The following is a 14,405-nucleotide window of genomic DNA, read 5'->3' as shown; positions in this document are numbered from 1 at the left end:
GCCCGGGGACGTAGCGTACTTCGCGGGTCTGCTCTCGCCGGGTCTAGCAGGTCAGGTGGCGGTCGCCTGGCCGAGAAGGACGGGTAGGGCGCGGTGTCCGTTGGAGATGAAGGACTCAAGGGGACGAAGTTGGTCCGCTGGACTGGCGAGAGCGAGGCGGGGGAAGCGGTCGAACAGCGCGGGCAGGGCGATCTCCGCTTCCAGGCGGGCCAGGGGCGCTCCGAGGCAGAAGTGGGTGCCGTGCCCGAACGATAGATGGCGGTGCCGGGTGGGACGCCGGATGTCGAACTGGTCCGCGTCTTGGCCGTGCAGGTCAGGGTCCTGGCCGGCGGCGGCGTAGCCGATCACTATGGCATCACCAGCGTGGAACACCAGCCCACTGGCTGTGTCGTTGATGTCTTCCACGGCGAAGCGCATGATCAGGTTGGCGACCGGTGCCTCCTTGCGGAGGGTCTCGTCTATCACGTCGTCCCAGGTGGCTTGGCCGGTGCGGACCAGGGCGAGCTGGTCGGGGTGGCTGAGCAGGTTCACGATGGCGTGGTCCAGGAGATTGACCGTCGTCTCGTGCCCGGCGCCGATGAACAGGAGAAGCGTGTCGAGGATTTCCTGTTCGGACAAGTTCGAGCCGTCCCGGTCTTCGGGGGCTGCGATCAGGGCGCTGGTGAGGTCGTCGCCGGGAGCATGACGCTTGGCGGCGATGAGGTCGGCGAGCATCATGTAGATCTCGCGGGCGTTGGCTGCGGCCTGTTCCTCGGTGAGGTTGGTGGCGAACAGGCCGCCGACGGTGCGGCGGAACCCGTCGTGTGCCTGTTCGGGGACGCCGAACAGTTCGCTGATGACCAGCAGGGGCAGCAGGTAGGCGAACTGAGCGCGCAGGTCGATGGTGCTGTCGGCAGGGGAGGCGGCGAGTCGCGCGAGGAGATCGTCGGTGATCTTTTCGATCGTGGGCTTCAGCGCGGCGGTCCGGCGGGGGGTGAAGGCGGCGGACAGCAGGCGGCGTAGCCGGGTGTGCTCGTCGCCGTAGGCGGTGAGCGCGTTGTGGACCTGCACCCAGGGGCGCAGCGGCCAGTTCTCCGGTATCTCACCGTTGATGAAGGCCGGCCAGTGCCGGTGGGCGTCTTTGGACACTCGGGGGTCGCTGAGCAGTCTTTTGATCAGGGCGGGATCGGTCACCGCCCACGCCACCACTGCACCGGGAAGTTCCACCGGCGTCGCGGGGCCCTGGGCGCGGAGGAGCCGGGCTTCGGCGTGGATGTCCTTGCCGGTGGCGTCGAGACGGTGGGGGCAGGCGGAGGAGGGCTGGGTGTCCATGAGTCTCCAGACATCGCGACAGATGGGAAGGTGACGGGCAGTGTGGACCAACCGCTGTGGAACGTGCCGGGCCGCCGCCCGAGCTGGTGGACGGGGGTGGCCAGGTCGAGGCCCGGCAGCCGGTCCAGCACGCGTTCGACCGCTACCTCAGCGATCACCCGGGCGATGTCGGGTGCGGGACAGCGGTGGACGCCGGCTGAGAAGGCCAAGTGAGCTTCGTTGCCGGCCAGGTGAGTGCCGTCCAGGCGGAGGGCGGGATCGGTGTTCGCCGCAGCGAACGACACGAGAATGGGGACACCCGCGGGTATGAACAGGCCTTGGTAGACGAGGTCCTCGCGCGCGTACAGCGGACTGTAGTTAGCCATCGGAGGATCGGTCCACAGGACATAGTCCAGTGCTCTGCTGACGGACTGGGCGCCGTCGAGGACCGATCCGGCGAAGCGGTCGTCGGTCAGCATGAGTTTGACAGCGTTGCCGATCAGGTTGGTGCACGGCTCGGTGCTGGCGCCGATGACGAGCAGGATCTGCTGGATCATCTCCGCGTCGGTGAGTTCGGCCGGGTGTGCCAGCAGCCACGAGGTCATGTCCGACTCGGGGGTTGTGCGCTTGAGGTGAGTCAACTCCAGGCACGCGCGCTCGAGTTCGGCGTTGGCCGCCGCCGCGTCCTGTGCGGTGTCGAAGAGCTTGGCCAGGCTGCTGACAATCCGTCTTCCGAGCTGCGGGGGACATCCGAACAGTTGCAGGACGATCTCCATCGGCAGGCGTGCCGCGTAGTCGCCCACCAGATCAGCGCTGCCCACCGGCGCGATGGCGTCGATCAGTGTGTCGGCGGAACGGCCGGCGACCGCTCGCAAGTCGTGCGGATCGATGCGAGCCAGGCCGTCAGTGATCGCGCTACGTAGTCGGACGTGCGCAGGCCCGTCTTTCCACAGTGCGTTGTTCCGGTCCATCATCATCATCAGTGCCGGACTGTCCCGGGGTACTTCGCCGTTGGCGAGCGCCCGCCAATACCGCGGGCTCTTGGCGAACTGGCCGGGGGTGCTGCGCAGCAGGTGCAGCGCCGCGGCGTAGGTCGTGGTGATCAGCCCGTACACCCGCGGGGCGATTTCGACCGGCGCGATGGGCCCCATGGATCGCAAGTGCCGATAGGTGGGCTGCGGGTCGGCGGAGAAGTCCTCCCCGAACAGCGGCACGTAGCCGGGTGCGGGAAAGGCGGTCGGATCAGGCGGGGGCGCTTGACCTGCGGCATGAGCGGGGCAGCCGGGCGGCGGCGCGAGCTGTTCGCCGGAAGGGTAGCTCGGGGGGTGCGTCATGTAATTTCCAATACTTCACGGGTCATCAGGTGCTGCAGCAGAACGGTCAGAGCCTGGGCAGCCGAACGCCGGTTCAAGGCGTTACAGGTGACCATCGGTGTCGAGGGATCCAGATCCAGCGCCTGGCGAAGGCTCGCTTGCGGGTAGAGGGGGGAGTCGGGGAAGGCGTTGATCGCGACCGCATGCGGCAGTCCCATCTCCTCCACCAGCGCGAGGGATTCAAAAGATTGCGCCAGATGCCGGGTGTCAGCCAAGACCAGCGCCCCCCAGGCACCGCGAGCGGTCTCCTGCCAGATATGCCGGAAGCGTTCCTGTCCTGGGGCGCCGAACAGGAACAGCACCAGGTTCTCGTCAATGGTGAGCCGGCCCCAGTCCAGTCCGACGGTCGTCGTGGACTTGCCTGGCCGGCCGCGCAGATCGTCCACGCCGACGCTGGCCTGTGTCATCGGCTCCTCAGTACGTAGCGGGGCGACCTCCGACAACGTGGAGACGAATGTGGTCTTTCCGACACCGAACGGCCCAGCGACCACGATCTTCGCCAACTGGGCGCCGCGCAGGAGGTAGTCGCGGTCAGAGGGCTTTGAGTGCATCGATCACTCTTTCCAACACCTCGCGCTTAGGGAGCGTGGCCCTGGCGGCGGGCGGGCGGGTCAGTACGTGGCCGCTGTCGACCAGATCGGCCACCAGGACCTTGGTGATGCCGATCGGCAGTTCCATGGCGCTGGCCACCTCGAACAACGGCATCGGGCCCCGCTCGCACAGCTGCACCAGCCGCCGGTGCTCCGGATTTAGCCCGTCGACCGGCAAGCCCGGGGCATGCAGCACCGTCAGTACGTCGAACACGGGGCGACTGGCCCGTGTCCGCCCTCCGGTCGCCAGGTAGGGGCGGACCAGCGGTGGCCGGGTGCGCCGAGGCACTGTCACGACACGCTACCGACATCCGGGCGCGTGGGAGCGCTGAGCACATCGCCCACCGACTGCACCAATTCCTGCGACCACTGCCCCACTTGCCGCAGGTCAGCCTGGCCGCCCGTGGCGATCGCCAGGTAAGTGCCCTGGCCCGCGGAAACGACCAGGACGTAACCATGGTCGAACTCCACCATCGTCTGCCGCCAGCCGCCCGCCGGGTTCATCTCGGTGGCGATGAAGTCGGCCATGCCCCTGCTGGTCGCCTGCAGCCCCGTGCATGCCGCAGCCATCCGCTGCGCCGTTTCCAGATCTATGGTCTGTTTGGTGCGGGACCGCAGCAGGCCGTCGGAAGTCAGCAGGATCACCCCCCGTATATGGGGGACACGAGTCACTGCCTGGTCGAGCAAGAAATCGACGTTGCCGAAGTTGAAAGTGTCAGGGTTGAACGTATCGGGATTGAACACGTTGGTGTCCATGTCTGTCACCTGTCGTAGCTGTCGGAGGACTCAGTACCGACCGGGCGGCCGGCGCGGGTGCCGCTCTGGAATGCGCCCAGCCGGTCACCCACCTCGTGGGGAGTGCGACGCGGCGAATCCTGCTGATCGGCCACATGCACTGCCGCCGAGGGTGCGCCGGTCCTGCGGCGGCGCTGCGGCAATCCCGACTCGTTCATGGGAACAGGCGTCGCCGAGGCCGCCCCGGCGCCTCCCGCGTGTGGCAGGGGCTGTTCCACCGGGATCAGTAAGGCAGAGGGAACGAAGATCGTCGCGCTCAGGCCGCCGGAGGAGGACTGGCCGTTCAGGTGAGCGGAGAAGCCGTAATTGCCGGCCAGCGCGGCGATGGCCGCGAAACCGATCCGTGGCGGGTCGCCCAACCGGGTGATGTCCACCGGCCGTCTGCCGCTGAGAAGTTCGCGCCCCTGCTCCACCTGCTGGTCGGTCATGCCGATACCCGAGTCCTCGACATTGATGGCCACGCCGTTGTAGGCCGTCATCATGCGCACCTGCACCGGTGCGTTCGGCTCGGACCTGCGCGTGGCGTTCTCCAGGAACTCGGCCAGCGACAAGACAACCGCCTCCACCGCTGACGCCGACACCGCGACCTTGTCGTTCTCGTCGTACCGCACCCTGGTGTAATCAGCGATCTTGGTGATCGCGCCGCGCACCACATCGGTCAAAGTGGAGGCGTCCCGTTGCCGCCCCACCCACTTCCCGCACAGCACGCCGAGGCCCTGCGTTTTCCGGGTCATCTGCGCATTGAGGTGGTCCAGGGTAAGCAGGTCCCGCAACACATCAGGGTTCTCGTGCCGGTGCTGCATGGCACGTAAGGCGACCTCCTGCTCACCGATCAAGGCCTGCGTCTGCCCGATGATGCCGCCCAAGGTGTCGCGAACAGCGTGATCGGCATGCTGGCGGTAGCGACCGGCTGCGGCCTCGAACAACCCCATGATGGCTTCGATGTTCCCGGCGAATCGGGTACCACGCAGTCGTTCATCACGCAGACCCGGAACCGGCCCACGTTGTACCAGCAGTGCATTCATCAGTCGCGGAAGACGATCGGAAACCAGGTAACCAAGCTCTTCTTCCCAGGCCTGCAGGCCAGCCTTGAGTTCGTCCGCCCGCTTGTGCGCCCAGGTGCTGGTCCGCCGCTCTCGCGCCCAAAGCAGCAGCGCCAGGAACGCAACCACAAAGGACCCCACCACGAGGGCGGTTACCGCTTGACTCATATCAACCTTCATCTAGAGCGACGGCAGGGGTGGAACGTCGTCCAGGGCGCACTAGGCTCTGCGAACGGGAAGGCGTCATCGCCCTCGAAGGGACATCTGACGTCGCACCGCCTCAGCAACCAACGCACTGCCCGCATTCGGCATCGCCTCTACATGTGCCGCTTTTTGACCTTGACGACGTTCACAAGGGTGGCCTCATCAAAAACTGAAGGCGACATCCAATTTGGTTAACAAGCCGAATCGGCGCTGAACTGCACAAACGTGGATAACCACCGCGTCTTGTTACCTGTTACGGTTCACAACACGAAACGCTTACGCAACGCTGAGGTCGCCACCAGGTACAGGCAATAGGGGCGGACGGCGACAATGAATCCGAAACCGCACGATCGTGGACACCGGGCACAGGAACTCCGTACCCGAGGGCTGACCTGGGAGCAGATCACCGCGGTGTGGGAGAGCGACCATCCGGGCACCTCGCCTCGCGTCGCGTTCCGCTGGGCGCACAACCTCACCCAGCAGCAGGTGGCTGAGGCGTGCAACGCGCTGAATCCTGGCGAGCCGACCATGACCAAGTCCCGGATCTCCCAATTCGAGTCCTGGCCGGCCGGGGGGCGCCGCCCCAGCATCTCGAACCTGAACATGCTTGCCCGGATCTACCAGACCACCGCGCGGCGGCTACTCACTGAAGACGAGTATCTCCACTACAGCGCGCCGGCACGAGCCGAACTCGACCGAATCGACCACCGGCAGCTCGACGACAACTGCCCGACTTCGATGCCTCAGCACATCAAGCACGCCAGGCAGGTCCGTGAAGTCGACGAGGCCATCGGTGCCACATCGACGGGAACCAGTGCAGGAGGATCCCACCTCTCTAGCCGCCCGGCCGCGCCCATGACTACCGTGGACGATGTGGAGCGTAAGGAGTTTCTGCGTACGGCCCTTGGCATCGGTGCTGCCGCCATCGTCGCCCCGCTCACCGAACTGGCGATCCCAACTCAGCCATCCCCCCTCCCGACCCTGATCAGCGCGGCCGACATCCAGGAGATCCGCACGATCGCCGACATGTTCCAGGCCTGGGACCACACCTACGGCGGCAGCCTGGTGCGGGAGGCCGTCGTCGCGCAACTGCGCTACGCCGTTTCGTTACTGAAACAGGCCCGCTGCCCCAACAGCCTGCAACCAGATCTGTACACCGCCGTGGGATACCTCGGCCACGCAGCGGCGGCCACATCGTTCGACAGCTGCGCACACGAGGACGCGCGGCGGATGTTCCGACTCGCACTGGCCTGTGCGGAGGAGGCCGGAAACTGGCACCTGCGTGCCAAGATCCTCTCCAGTATGGCGCGGCAGGCCATCTGGTGTGGTGACGCGGACAGCGGCCTGACCCTGGTTGAGCTCGCCCTGGTCCGCTCCGAACGACTTACCCCCGCCGAGCGTGCCATGCTGCTGTCGGCCCGCGCCCGCGCTCTGGCCAAGCAAGGATGCATCCAAGACACGCTGACCACGGTCGGAACAGCCGATGAAGAGTTCAGCCGCGTACGGCCTCACGAGGAACCCCCGTGGATGCGCTATTACGACGCCGCCCAGCACGCCGGCGACACCGGCCATGCGGTCTACGATTTGGCGACGCGCGGAAACTTCATCGGCGAGGCAACTCAGCGGTTGGCCGCCGCAGTGCAAGGCCACACCGCGGCCTACGTCCGCTCACGCGCGATCAGCGGAGTCAAACTGGCCAGCCTGACCATGGCAACCGGCGATCCGCGTGAAGCGGCCGCGATCGGAGAGCGGGCCGTCGCCGACGGCGGCACGGTGCGGTCCCGCCGCGCCGCTGATGACATGAAGGAGCTCTACCAACTCGCCTCCGCACACGAGCACATCACCTCGGTGGCCGAGCTGCGGCATCACATCAAGGGCGCGGTGCTGGTGTGACGGGCGAGGCCGAGGTGGCCGCACGCGCCACACTCCACGAAGCCAGCCGTCGAAGCCGGATCGACGCCGCCAACGCCGAGCTCATCCGCCTCGGCGAGAACGCCATCTTCCGGCTCCCCGCCGGTATGATCGCCCGCGTGACCCGGCCCGGACAGGTGCAGGTCGCCGCCCGAGAGGTCAACGTAGCGCGTTGGCTGGAAGCCTCTGGCATACCCGCCGTGCAGGCCATCTCCGGCGTGGAGCAGCCCGTCGACGTGGACGGCCGGGCAGTGACGTGGTGGCGGGAACTACCACCCCACCAGCACGGAACCGCCCTGCAGGTGGCTGGCGCGCTTCGCCGACTGCACGACCTCCCGATCCCCACCGGATTCGAGCTCGGAACGATTGATCCGTTTGTACGGCTGACCGAACGGATCGGCCGGGCATCGGTGCTGTCACCGGACGACCGAACGTGGATGCTTGACCATCTGACCGAACTGAAGGGCCGGTACGCCGAATTGCCACCCGGCCTACCCCACTGCGTCGTGCATGGTGACGCGTGGGTGGGCAACGTGGTGGGCACCAGCGACGGCCGCGCGGTACTGCTGGACCTGGAGCGTTGCTCCGTTGGCCCGCCTGAGTGGGACCTGACATCCACAGCGGTGAAGCGGTTCACGCTGGGCGGCATCACGATCGACGACTACCAGGCATTCACCCGCAGCTACGGGTACGACGTCACCACCTGGGAAGGATTCGAGACCCTACGGGACATCCGAGAGTTCCGCCTGACCACCATGGCGGCCCAGGTTGCCAGCGAGAACCCCGCCCGCCGCGATGAGATCGAGCGCCGACTGGCATCGATACGCGGCACGCGCGGATCGCGCCCGTGGACGGATTGGCAGCCTGTTCCCTAGCCCTGATCTTCGGCCGCGACCCGGTGACCACCGAGCGGGTCATCGCAGAGACGAACGCCCCGCTGATCACACCGTCGGCTTGAGGAACCCGGCGGAGACCAGGCCGGCCAGCGCCATGTCGGTGTCGGTCAGCTGACCGCTCAGCACGTGCTCGATGAAGTCGGCGACCGGCATCAGGACCGGGTCGACGAACTCGGCGTCGTCGAGCTTCTGGTCGCCGACCAGCTTGCAGCCTCGGGCGACGATCGCGTGCCGCCGGTGCGTCGCGTAGGAGGCCAGGTACGTCTGCATGACGACCTCGGCCTTCTCGGCTTCGTAGCCGGTCTCCTCACGGAGCTCGCGGACGGCCGCAGCGACGATGTCCTCCGCGCCCGCCACGTTCCCGCCCGGCATCTCCAGGAGCACGCGGTCTGGGCCGGGCCTGAACTGGCGGGCGAGGATGACCTGGTCGTCGTCCGTCAGCGCGAGGATCGCCACGGTCGCCCCGCCCAGCAGGATGTCCCACTTGTCCTCTTTGCCGTCCGGGTAGCGGTACAGCCGGGACTTGACCTTCAAGAAGCCCGCGGGCGGCCCCTCGGAGAGCTGTTCCCATTCGAGGTTCGCCTCATCACGCACGAGGCATAGCCTACTGAGCGATCAACGTGATCAACGGGCAGAGAGAAGAAGGCGCCCCGATGTCAACCCAGCGGCTCATCGGCCTGACGACGCGGTGGGCGACCTCGTCCTGCGCGCTTGCTCCGCTCGGCGCGGATCGCCGTGGGCGGACAGGTGAGGTCGAACCGCTCGAATAGAACGGCGGCGATCTGGTCGATCGGGACGTTCTCGCGCCGCAGTCGCTGGGCCAGCAACGTCATGCCGCCGCAGCGCATCGAGTTGTCTGGGGCTTGGCAGAATACGGAGGCACGGAGCGTGCCGGTGAGCCAGGACGGACCGGGGGGACATGCGGTGACCTCGTCAACCACCGACGCTTCCGCTGATTTGCGGACTTTGGCCAGGGTGTGCGAGGACTTCGGGGTCGGTGCTCCCATCCGGGTCACGCCGATCGCCGAAGGGCTGATGAACCGCAATTGGCGCGTCGACACCAGCGGGGGCAGTGTCGCGGTCAAGCAGATTCTGGACGTCAGCGCCGAGCAGGCCCTGTTTCAGCACCGCGCCACCGCGGCGCTGGCAGCGGCCGGTCTGCCGGTTCCCGCGCCGCTGACGACCAACGCCGGGCAGACAGTGCTGCACGTGGATGAAGCGGTGTTCGCGGCTGTCGCGTGGGTGGACGGCGAGCACATCGAGGGAGCCCGGTGGAGCCTGCGCCAGTGCCGCCAGGTCGGCGAGCTGCTGGGAGCCGTCCACGCTGGCCTGGCCCAGGCGCTGCCCGACGGGGTCGGCCCGATCGTTCACCGGGTGCCGGAAGCGGCCAAGGCCAAGGCCGACCTTGACCACTACCAGGCGTTGATCGACGAACGTCCCCGGCTGGACGACTTCGACCGCGCAGCCCGTGCACAGCTTTCGGCGCGGCGTGAGCTGCTGGAAAGCGTGGGCCATCTGCGGCCCGACGACAGCGCCGCCCTGGAACCGGCCGGGTACGTGCACGGCGACTTCCACCCCCTGAACCTGCTGTGGGACCGTTCGGGGCAGGTGGTGGCGGTGCTCGACTGGGACCGCATGGGACGCCGCCGCGCGTACGCCTACGAGCTGGCCCGCTCGATGACGCTGATGTTCGCCGACCCCGACACCGGGGTTGTGGACCTGGAGCGGGCGGCGGCGTTCACCTGCGCCTACCGCGGCGTCGTCGCGATCGGCGAGGAGCAGTTGCTGAGCGCGTTGCGCCTCCTGTGGTGGGAACGGGTGTGCGATCTGTGGCAGTTGAACTGGCACTACGTACGGCATGACACCTCCTGCGATCACCTGTTCGCCTCGGCCTGCGCCCTGCTGGAGTGGTGGACCGCCCATCTAGAGCTGGTGGAGCAGGCCCTCACCACCCGGTAAGGAGCGGCTGGTCGACCGCCCGGAGATCTCACTGACCAGCACAGTGCTCACGACGCGAACGTCTCGGCGCTGCCCGCGCACCCGGTTTGGTGGCGACCGGAGGGTAACGGCAGGCTCGCGGGGACAACCAGGGTGTGGGTGGTCGTATCCGGGACGAACCGGTCCCGGCAGATGCTCTGCTTGATCCTGAGCGGGCCCGTGTGCTGACCATGCAGATCCGCGAGTCCATCGCCGCTGTGGAACAGGCAGGGCGCTGCTGGCCGAGCGGGTCATCGCCGCCACCGCCGGGCGTCTGCTGCCGCGGCCACCACCGTGGCGGGAGTGTCTTCTGCGGGAGACGGCCTTGGACTGTCCGGGCGGGCGCTGCGTGATGTGAGGGGCGGGTCGATCAGGCCCGGAGCACGGGCACGGAACTGACCGGCGATGACGTCGCCGCGCTGCTCCGCCGTGCGGTGGACCAGGTGCACAACCCGCCCCCGCTCCCCTCGTCGGCCGATGAGCGTACCGAGGTTCAGCAGGGCCGCCGCATGGTCGAGACGTTGTACGAGCCCGCGGCCGAGATCGGGATGGTCTGCCTGGAGAGCGCCCCCGCGCACATGTCGGAGCAGGACGCCTCCCCGGTCCTGGCCCTCTACGCCGAGGAGATCGGCCTGGATTTGCCCGCAGTGCCGGCGCGCCGGCGTTATGCCATCACCCCAGACCGGCGCTGCCTGCAGGACGTCCTATAGCGCCTCGGCTGCTCCTGCCCCTAGCCATTCTCAGGGTGCCTCCACCGATCAGATAGCTGTGGCGGGTCATGTGGTTGAGAAGTGGTTCTGGCGCAAATATCGGCGCGCCCGCGCGCGGGGAACGCGCCGCCAAGTACAACCGGCTGATGGTCATCGCCGCGCAGCGAGCGGACTTGTCCTACGGGCTGGAGGAGTGAACCGGTGTGAACGGAGGCTGCATCATCAGGGTTGCCAGCGAGAACCCCGCCCGCCGCGATGAGATCGAGCGCCGACTGCCATCGATACGTGGCACGCGCGGATCGCGCCCGTGGACAGACAGGCGGCCTGTTCCTTAGCCCCGATCTTCGGCCGCGCTGACCGGCTACAGACGAGCCACGAGTTCGATCGGTCTTCCGCCCCGATGACGACCTTGAGCTTCGGTAGTCTCGATGCCCTTACTCCCCTGCGGGAATGCGAACCTGGAGGATCTCCTCTCTAAAGGAGGGGAGAAGGGCGGAACGAGCGCATGACGGCCGGCCAATTCAGCACCCACAATCTCGACATCCGCGACGACATCGTGATCAAGCGGTACAAGTCATGGGATCGGCGAGAACCGCACCGGGAATGGGCGGCGCTGACGCTCCTGGCCGAGCACGCGGCCGGCCTGGCACCCGCGCCCGTCCGAGCCGAGCGCGAGGCCTGCCCACCAATGGTCGTGATGACCAGGCTGCCCGGCCGTGTGCTACGTGGTGGACACATGACCGCCCAGCAGACCGCCGCAATGGCCGCTGCTCTGACCCGGTTGCACCAGGCGATCCCCGCCAGAGTCGTCGAGGTGATCGAGCCCGCCGCGTGGGGACCCACCGCAGCCGTGGACAAAGTCCGCGCCTGGGCCGACAAGCGACCCGACCTCGGCGAGGACCCCCTCGCGCAGCAGGCCTTCCAGGCAGGAGCCGCGTGGCTGGCCACTACCGGCCCGGACAGGCTCACCATCGACCCCCTACCGCCCGTCCTCGGCCTGGCGGACGGCAACCACGCCAACTACCTGTGGGATGACCACGATCACCAGGTGCGGCTCATCGACTGGGAAGACTCCGGCCGCAGTGACCGTGCCTTCGAACTCGCCGAAGTAGCCGAACACATCTCCCACGTCGACGACGCCCTCGACGCACATCAGCTACTGGCCGGTATCGACCTGACCCCGAGGGAAACCGAGCGGGTACGGGACTTTCGCCGATTGCTCGCACTGGGCTGGTTTCTCATGCTCGGCCCCGACGGACCGGCTACACCACGCAACCCAGCAGGCACTCTGGAACGCCAAGCCGCGCGGGTTCTGCACCTACTCGCCTGACCCGGCCCAGCCATCACTGATGGGTAATCCCGCCGACCCGGATGTCAGGCAATCAGGATGAGCTCGTCGTCACCCTGCGACGGCAATGCGCTCCCGAAGGTCGCGGACCACAGGGATGTGCTGCTGTGCGCGCATCGCTGCGGCGATTTCACGAAGGGGGCCGATGGCGCGCTGGGAACTGATCTCCGCGATCACGTCGAGGGCCTGGGCTGTACCGCATGCGTGTTCGAGGTGCCCCTGCCGCAGTTGGGCGTCGGCTCGCCGCGCAGGACGGAGACGGCTGCGGCGATCTCCTCCTCGCCGAGGACGGAGCAGACGAGGTGGATGGGGGGAGCGTTCAGCAGAGCAGTCACAGGGTGGGGTCCTTTCGGTGCGGCGGACTGATCCGCCACACCGAACAGGACAGATGCGGCGGTGTTATCCGTGGCCGTCTTCGGGCGGCCAGCCGTACTGCAGGTAGACGGTGCGGCCTGAATCGGCGGCCTGTATGCAGGCGTCGATGCGGCGCGCCAGGTGAGGGGCCAGGCGGGCGGTCCACTCCCGGCGGTTGCACCAGGCGACGGCCGCCAGTTCTTCGTCGAAGGGGTGGACAACGGCGGCCTCGGCCGGGCTGAGGACGCCGCCGTCGAACAAGAAGTTGATCAGCGCGGGCCGTCCGTCGTTCTGGGCGGGGACGATATCGATGGCCAGCAGCCGGCCCGGGGGAAGGTTCAGGCCAAGTTCCTCCTTCACTTCGCGGACAGCCGCCCCCCATGGGTACTCGCCGTGCTCCAGTGCGCCACCCGGGATTTCCCAGGTGTCGGAGCGGTAGGCGGGCTGGACCAGCAGCACGCGGCCGTCGCTGTCGCGGAGCACCGCGCCTGCGCCGACCAGATGGTGCGGCAGGCTGGCGTAGTACTCGGCGGGAGGTAGGGGTGACTTGGTCATGGGGCGACGGTAGTCGCCCGACCGGGGCACTCTCCGCGACCTCCGCGACCTCCGCGGCGTCATCGCCTTGCGCGGTGCCGGCCATGCGGACGTCAACGCCTCCGCCACTGTTCTGCGGGAAACTGCGTACTTGCGCGCCAAGGCCCCGCTGCGACGAGCCCGCCCTCCATCCGGGAGTCCCGCCTGATCGCCGCGTACTTCTCCACCTTGGTCATCCGCGCCATCAGCGCCCCTTGTGACGCCAAGCGCATCGAGCGTCCCACCGCCACGCCCCGACCAAAACTCGCTGAACCGTCATCATCCGGCTACACAGCGGCACCAGAACTCACGGGTAGACCCATGCCGCCGCCCGTCGGATCTCAGCGACCTTTCCGGGCCAAGGGATTGATCGCTCATTGGCCAAGTGATCCAGGGAGCCGTACCAGATCCGCGGCTCCTAGGGTCAAGCCATGGCTGATCACGTTCGAGTGTTGTGCCTGCGCCATGGAGAGTCGGAGAACGTCATAGCTGGGGCCGCCGGCGCGCCGTGGTGGTGCGTCGTTCACCGGCACCGCGCCGCCGCTGTACGAACAGCGCGGTGCGTATCTGCGGAGCCGCTGCCACGGCTGCGCCAGATCCGGGTCGCCGGACCGGACGCGACTGTAGGGGGCAGCCTCACCGAGAGATCGTTAACAGCAGGGCCTGTCAGGGGGCCAGCAGGTGCCACGCGATGGCTACCCGGCAGGCCGCGGCAAGCTGCACTGCCGGGGTGCTGTGGCCGCACACGCGCGGCCCGGTATCGGGGTCGAACATGGTCTGCATAGCGGCGTTGGCGCAGCCCAGCAGGTAGCTGTACCCGGGCCGGCTGCGTTCCCGGATCCGGTGATGCTTCAGGCGCTGCCGGATGTGCTCGGCCTCGGTGGCCAGATGAGCCGCCAGCTCGGGGTCGTGTTCCGACTCAGTGAGTACCTGGCGCCCGTAGCGGGCGTAGATGTCTTCCAGTGACCAGCCATCCAGGTCGCGCGTCTCCGTGGCCATCTGACGTCGGCGCAGAGCGTTCACCATGTCCCGTATCACGACAGACAGGACGCCCGGCCCAGGGGTGACGTTGTCACGGGCGAGCAGCACGCCGACCGGAGGTGCTCGCCGAGGGAAGGCGTGTCGGCCAGCGCGGTCGCGAGCCGCGCACGCTACTCCTTGCCAACAAGCCAGCCCCGGACACCCCGGGCGCCTATGAAAGTGGTCGCAGGACGAGCATGCTCCGACTAGGAGCTGTTTGGAGTTTGGATCATGTGGTTGAGGTGAGGAGCTTCAGCCACATGATCGAGCCTCGGAGGTGGAGTCCGGCCTCGTAGCTTTCCGGGGCTTTGTCGTAGCGGG

Annotated in this window: 16 protein-coding genes; 5 read left to right on the top strand and 11 right to left on the bottom strand. The window is 67.5% G+C overall.

The genetic code is table 11. From position 1 onward, the window contains the following. Window positions 1–51: 51 nt before the first annotated feature. The 6 genes from ACGFIV_RS24490 to ACGFIV_RS24465 all read right to left on the bottom strand — a co-directional run bounded on the left by ACGFIV_RS24490 (window position 52) and on the right by ACGFIV_RS24465 (window position 5,271). The gene (locus ACGFIV_RS24490) at window positions 52–1,173 is read right to left on the bottom strand and encodes a cytochrome P450 (protein ID WP_392837839.1); all 1,122 of its coding nucleotides are present in this window, start codon (window positions 1,171–1,173) and stop codon (window positions 52–54) included. Beyond that, window positions 1,170–2,624: a cytochrome P450 gene (locus ACGFIV_RS24485; protein ID WP_392837837.1), complete on the bottom strand. Its 1,455-nt coding sequence runs from the start codon at window positions 2,622–2,624 to the stop codon at window positions 1,170–1,172. Before ACGFIV_RS24485 ends, ACGFIV_RS24490 begins: the two co-directional genes overlap by 4 nt. Then, window positions 2,621–3,214 carry an ATP/GTP-binding protein gene (locus ACGFIV_RS24480; RefSeq protein WP_392837835.1) on the bottom strand — a complete coding sequence of 198 codons (594 nt, stop codon included), beginning with the start codon at window positions 3,212–3,214 and terminating at the stop codon, window positions 2,621–2,623. Before ACGFIV_RS24480 ends, ACGFIV_RS24485 begins: the two co-directional genes overlap by 4 nt. Next, a complete protein-coding gene (locus tag ACGFIV_RS24475) occupies window positions 3,195–3,467 on the bottom strand; it encodes a DUF742 domain-containing protein (RefSeq protein ID WP_392837833.1) in 273 nt (90 codons plus the stop codon). Before ACGFIV_RS24475 ends, ACGFIV_RS24480 begins: the two co-directional genes overlap by 20 nt. A gap of 77 nt (window positions 3,468–3,544) precedes the next feature. Next, on the bottom strand, window positions 3,545–4,009 hold the full coding sequence (locus tag ACGFIV_RS24470) for a roadblock/LC7 domain-containing protein (protein WP_392837831.1): 465 nt from the start codon (window positions 4,007–4,009) through the stop codon (window positions 3,545–3,547). 5 nt (window positions 4,010–4,014) lie between these two features. After that, window positions 4,015–5,271, bottom strand: coding sequence for an ATP-binding protein (locus ACGFIV_RS24465; RefSeq protein WP_392837829.1), 1,257 nt, complete (start codon window positions 5,269–5,271; stop codon window positions 4,015–4,017). 354 nt (window positions 5,272–5,625) lie between these two features. On the opposite strand from ACGFIV_RS24465, the gene ACGFIV_RS24460 reads away from it, so the two are divergent. After that, window positions 5,626–7,188 carry a helix-turn-helix domain-containing protein gene (locus ACGFIV_RS24460; protein WP_392837827.1) on the top strand — a complete coding sequence of 521 codons (1,563 nt, stop codon included), beginning with the start codon at window positions 5,626–5,628 and terminating at the stop codon, window positions 7,186–7,188. Continuing rightward, window positions 7,185–8,081: a phosphotransferase family protein gene (locus ACGFIV_RS24455; RefSeq protein ID WP_392837825.1), complete on the top strand. Its 897-nt coding sequence runs from the start codon at window positions 7,185–7,187 to the stop codon at window positions 8,079–8,081. The genes ACGFIV_RS24460 and ACGFIV_RS24455 overlap by 4 nt, the downstream gene beginning before the upstream one ends. Window positions 8,082–8,147: 66 nt before the next feature. Here the strand turns inward: ACGFIV_RS24455 and ACGFIV_RS24450 are convergent, their stop codons facing one another. Together ACGFIV_RS24450 and ACGFIV_RS24445 are read right to left on the bottom strand one after the other, a co-directional pair. Then, the gene (locus ACGFIV_RS24450) at window positions 8,148–8,696 is read right to left on the bottom strand and encodes an NUDIX hydrolase (RefSeq protein ID WP_392837823.1); all 549 of its coding nucleotides are present in this window, start codon (window positions 8,694–8,696) and stop codon (window positions 8,148–8,150) included. A gap of 62 nt (window positions 8,697–8,758) precedes the next feature. Further along, on the bottom strand, window positions 8,759–9,163 hold the full coding sequence (locus tag ACGFIV_RS24445) for a hypothetical protein (protein ID WP_392837821.1): 405 nt from the start codon (window positions 9,161–9,163) through the stop codon (window positions 8,759–8,761). Between ACGFIV_RS24445 and ACGFIV_RS24440 the strand changes: the two genes are divergently transcribed. The 3 genes from ACGFIV_RS24440 (at window position 9,138) to ACGFIV_RS24430 (ending at window position 12,119) form a co-directional block, all read left to right on the top strand. Then, window positions 9,138–10,061 (top strand): phosphotransferase, encoded by a 924-nt coding sequence (locus tag ACGFIV_RS24440; protein ID WP_392837819.1) that lies wholly within the window; start codon window positions 9,138–9,140, stop codon window positions 10,059–10,061. The genes ACGFIV_RS24445 and ACGFIV_RS24440 overlap by 26 nt on opposite strands. Before the next feature lie 461 nt (window positions 10,062–10,522). Beyond that, entirely contained in the window at window positions 10,523–10,789 is a 267-nt protein-coding gene (locus ACGFIV_RS24435) for a hypothetical protein (protein WP_392837817.1), read from the top strand. A gap of 505 nt (window positions 10,790–11,294) precedes the next feature. Beyond that, window positions 11,295–12,119, top strand: a complete 825-nt coding sequence (locus ACGFIV_RS24430) for an aminoglycoside phosphotransferase family protein (RefSeq protein ID WP_392837815.1) — start codon at window positions 11,295–11,297, stop codon at window positions 12,117–12,119. A gap of 191 nt (window positions 12,120–12,310) precedes the next feature. On the opposite strand, the gene ACGFIV_RS24425 is transcribed toward ACGFIV_RS24430, so the two are convergent. From ACGFIV_RS24425 to ACGFIV_RS24415, 3 genes are all read right to left on the bottom strand, one after another. Continuing rightward, window positions 12,311–12,472 (bottom strand): hypothetical protein, encoded by a 162-nt coding sequence (locus ACGFIV_RS24425; protein ID WP_392837813.1) that lies wholly within the window; start codon window positions 12,470–12,472, stop codon window positions 12,311–12,313. A 64-nt stretch (window positions 12,473–12,536) separates the two neighbouring features. Then, a complete protein-coding gene (locus ACGFIV_RS24420) occupies window positions 12,537–13,046 on the bottom strand; it encodes an NUDIX domain-containing protein (protein WP_392837811.1) in 510 nt (169 codons plus the stop codon). Window positions 13,047–13,730: 684 nt separating this feature from the next. Continuing rightward, the gene (locus ACGFIV_RS24415) at window positions 13,731–14,090 is read right to left on the bottom strand and encodes a hypothetical protein (RefSeq protein ID WP_392837809.1); all 360 of its coding nucleotides are present in this window, start codon (window positions 14,088–14,090) and stop codon (window positions 13,731–13,733) included. Window positions 14,091–14,405: the final 315 nt, after the last annotated feature.

The sequence above is a fragment of the Sphaerisporangium sp. NPDC049003 genome, from assembly GCF_043197795.1.
Taxonomy (GTDB): Bacteria; Actinomycetota; Actinomycetes; order Streptosporangiales; family Streptosporangiaceae; genus Sphaerisporangium.
The sequence above is the reverse complement of the archived record's forward strand: the minus strand, read 5'-3'. Positions and strand labels throughout refer to the sequence as shown.

What these genes read in the sequence shown, in the direction of transcription:
- ACGFIV_RS24440 (WP_392837819.1), top strand. Translation starts at nt 9,138, where the DNA reads ATGAACCGCAATTGGCGCGTCGACACCAGCGGGGGCAGTGTCGCGGTC.
- ACGFIV_RS24460 (WP_392837827.1), top strand. Translation starts at nt 5,626, where the DNA reads ATGAATCCGAAACCGCACGATCGTGGACACCGGGCACAGGAACTCCGT.
- ACGFIV_RS24470 (WP_392837831.1), bottom strand. Translation starts at nt 4,009, where the DNA reads ATGGACACCAACGTGTTCAATCCCGATACGTTCAACCCTGACACTTTC.
- ACGFIV_RS24480 (WP_392837835.1), bottom strand. Translation starts at nt 3,214, where the DNA reads ATGCACTCAAAGCCCTCTGACCGCGACTACCTCCTGCGCGGCGCCCAG.
- ACGFIV_RS24485 (WP_392837837.1), bottom strand. Translation starts at nt 2,624, where the DNA reads ATGACGCACCCCCCGAGCTACCCTTCCGGCGAACAGCTCGCGCCGCCG.
- ACGFIV_RS24415 (WP_392837809.1), bottom strand. Translation starts at nt 14,090, where the DNA reads ATGGTGAACGCTCTGCGCCGACGTCAGATGGCCACGGAGACGCGCGAC.
- ACGFIV_RS24465 (WP_392837829.1), bottom strand. Translation starts at nt 5,271, where the DNA reads ATGAAGGTTGATATGAGTCAAGCGGTAACCGCCCTCGTGGTGGGGTCC.
- ACGFIV_RS24430 (WP_392837815.1), top strand. Translation starts at nt 11,295, where the DNA reads ATGACGGCCGGCCAATTCAGCACCCACAATCTCGACATCCGCGACGAC.
- ACGFIV_RS24420 (WP_392837811.1), bottom strand. Translation starts at nt 13,046, where the DNA reads ATGACCAAGTCACCCCTACCTCCCGCCGAGTACTACGCCAGCCTGCCG.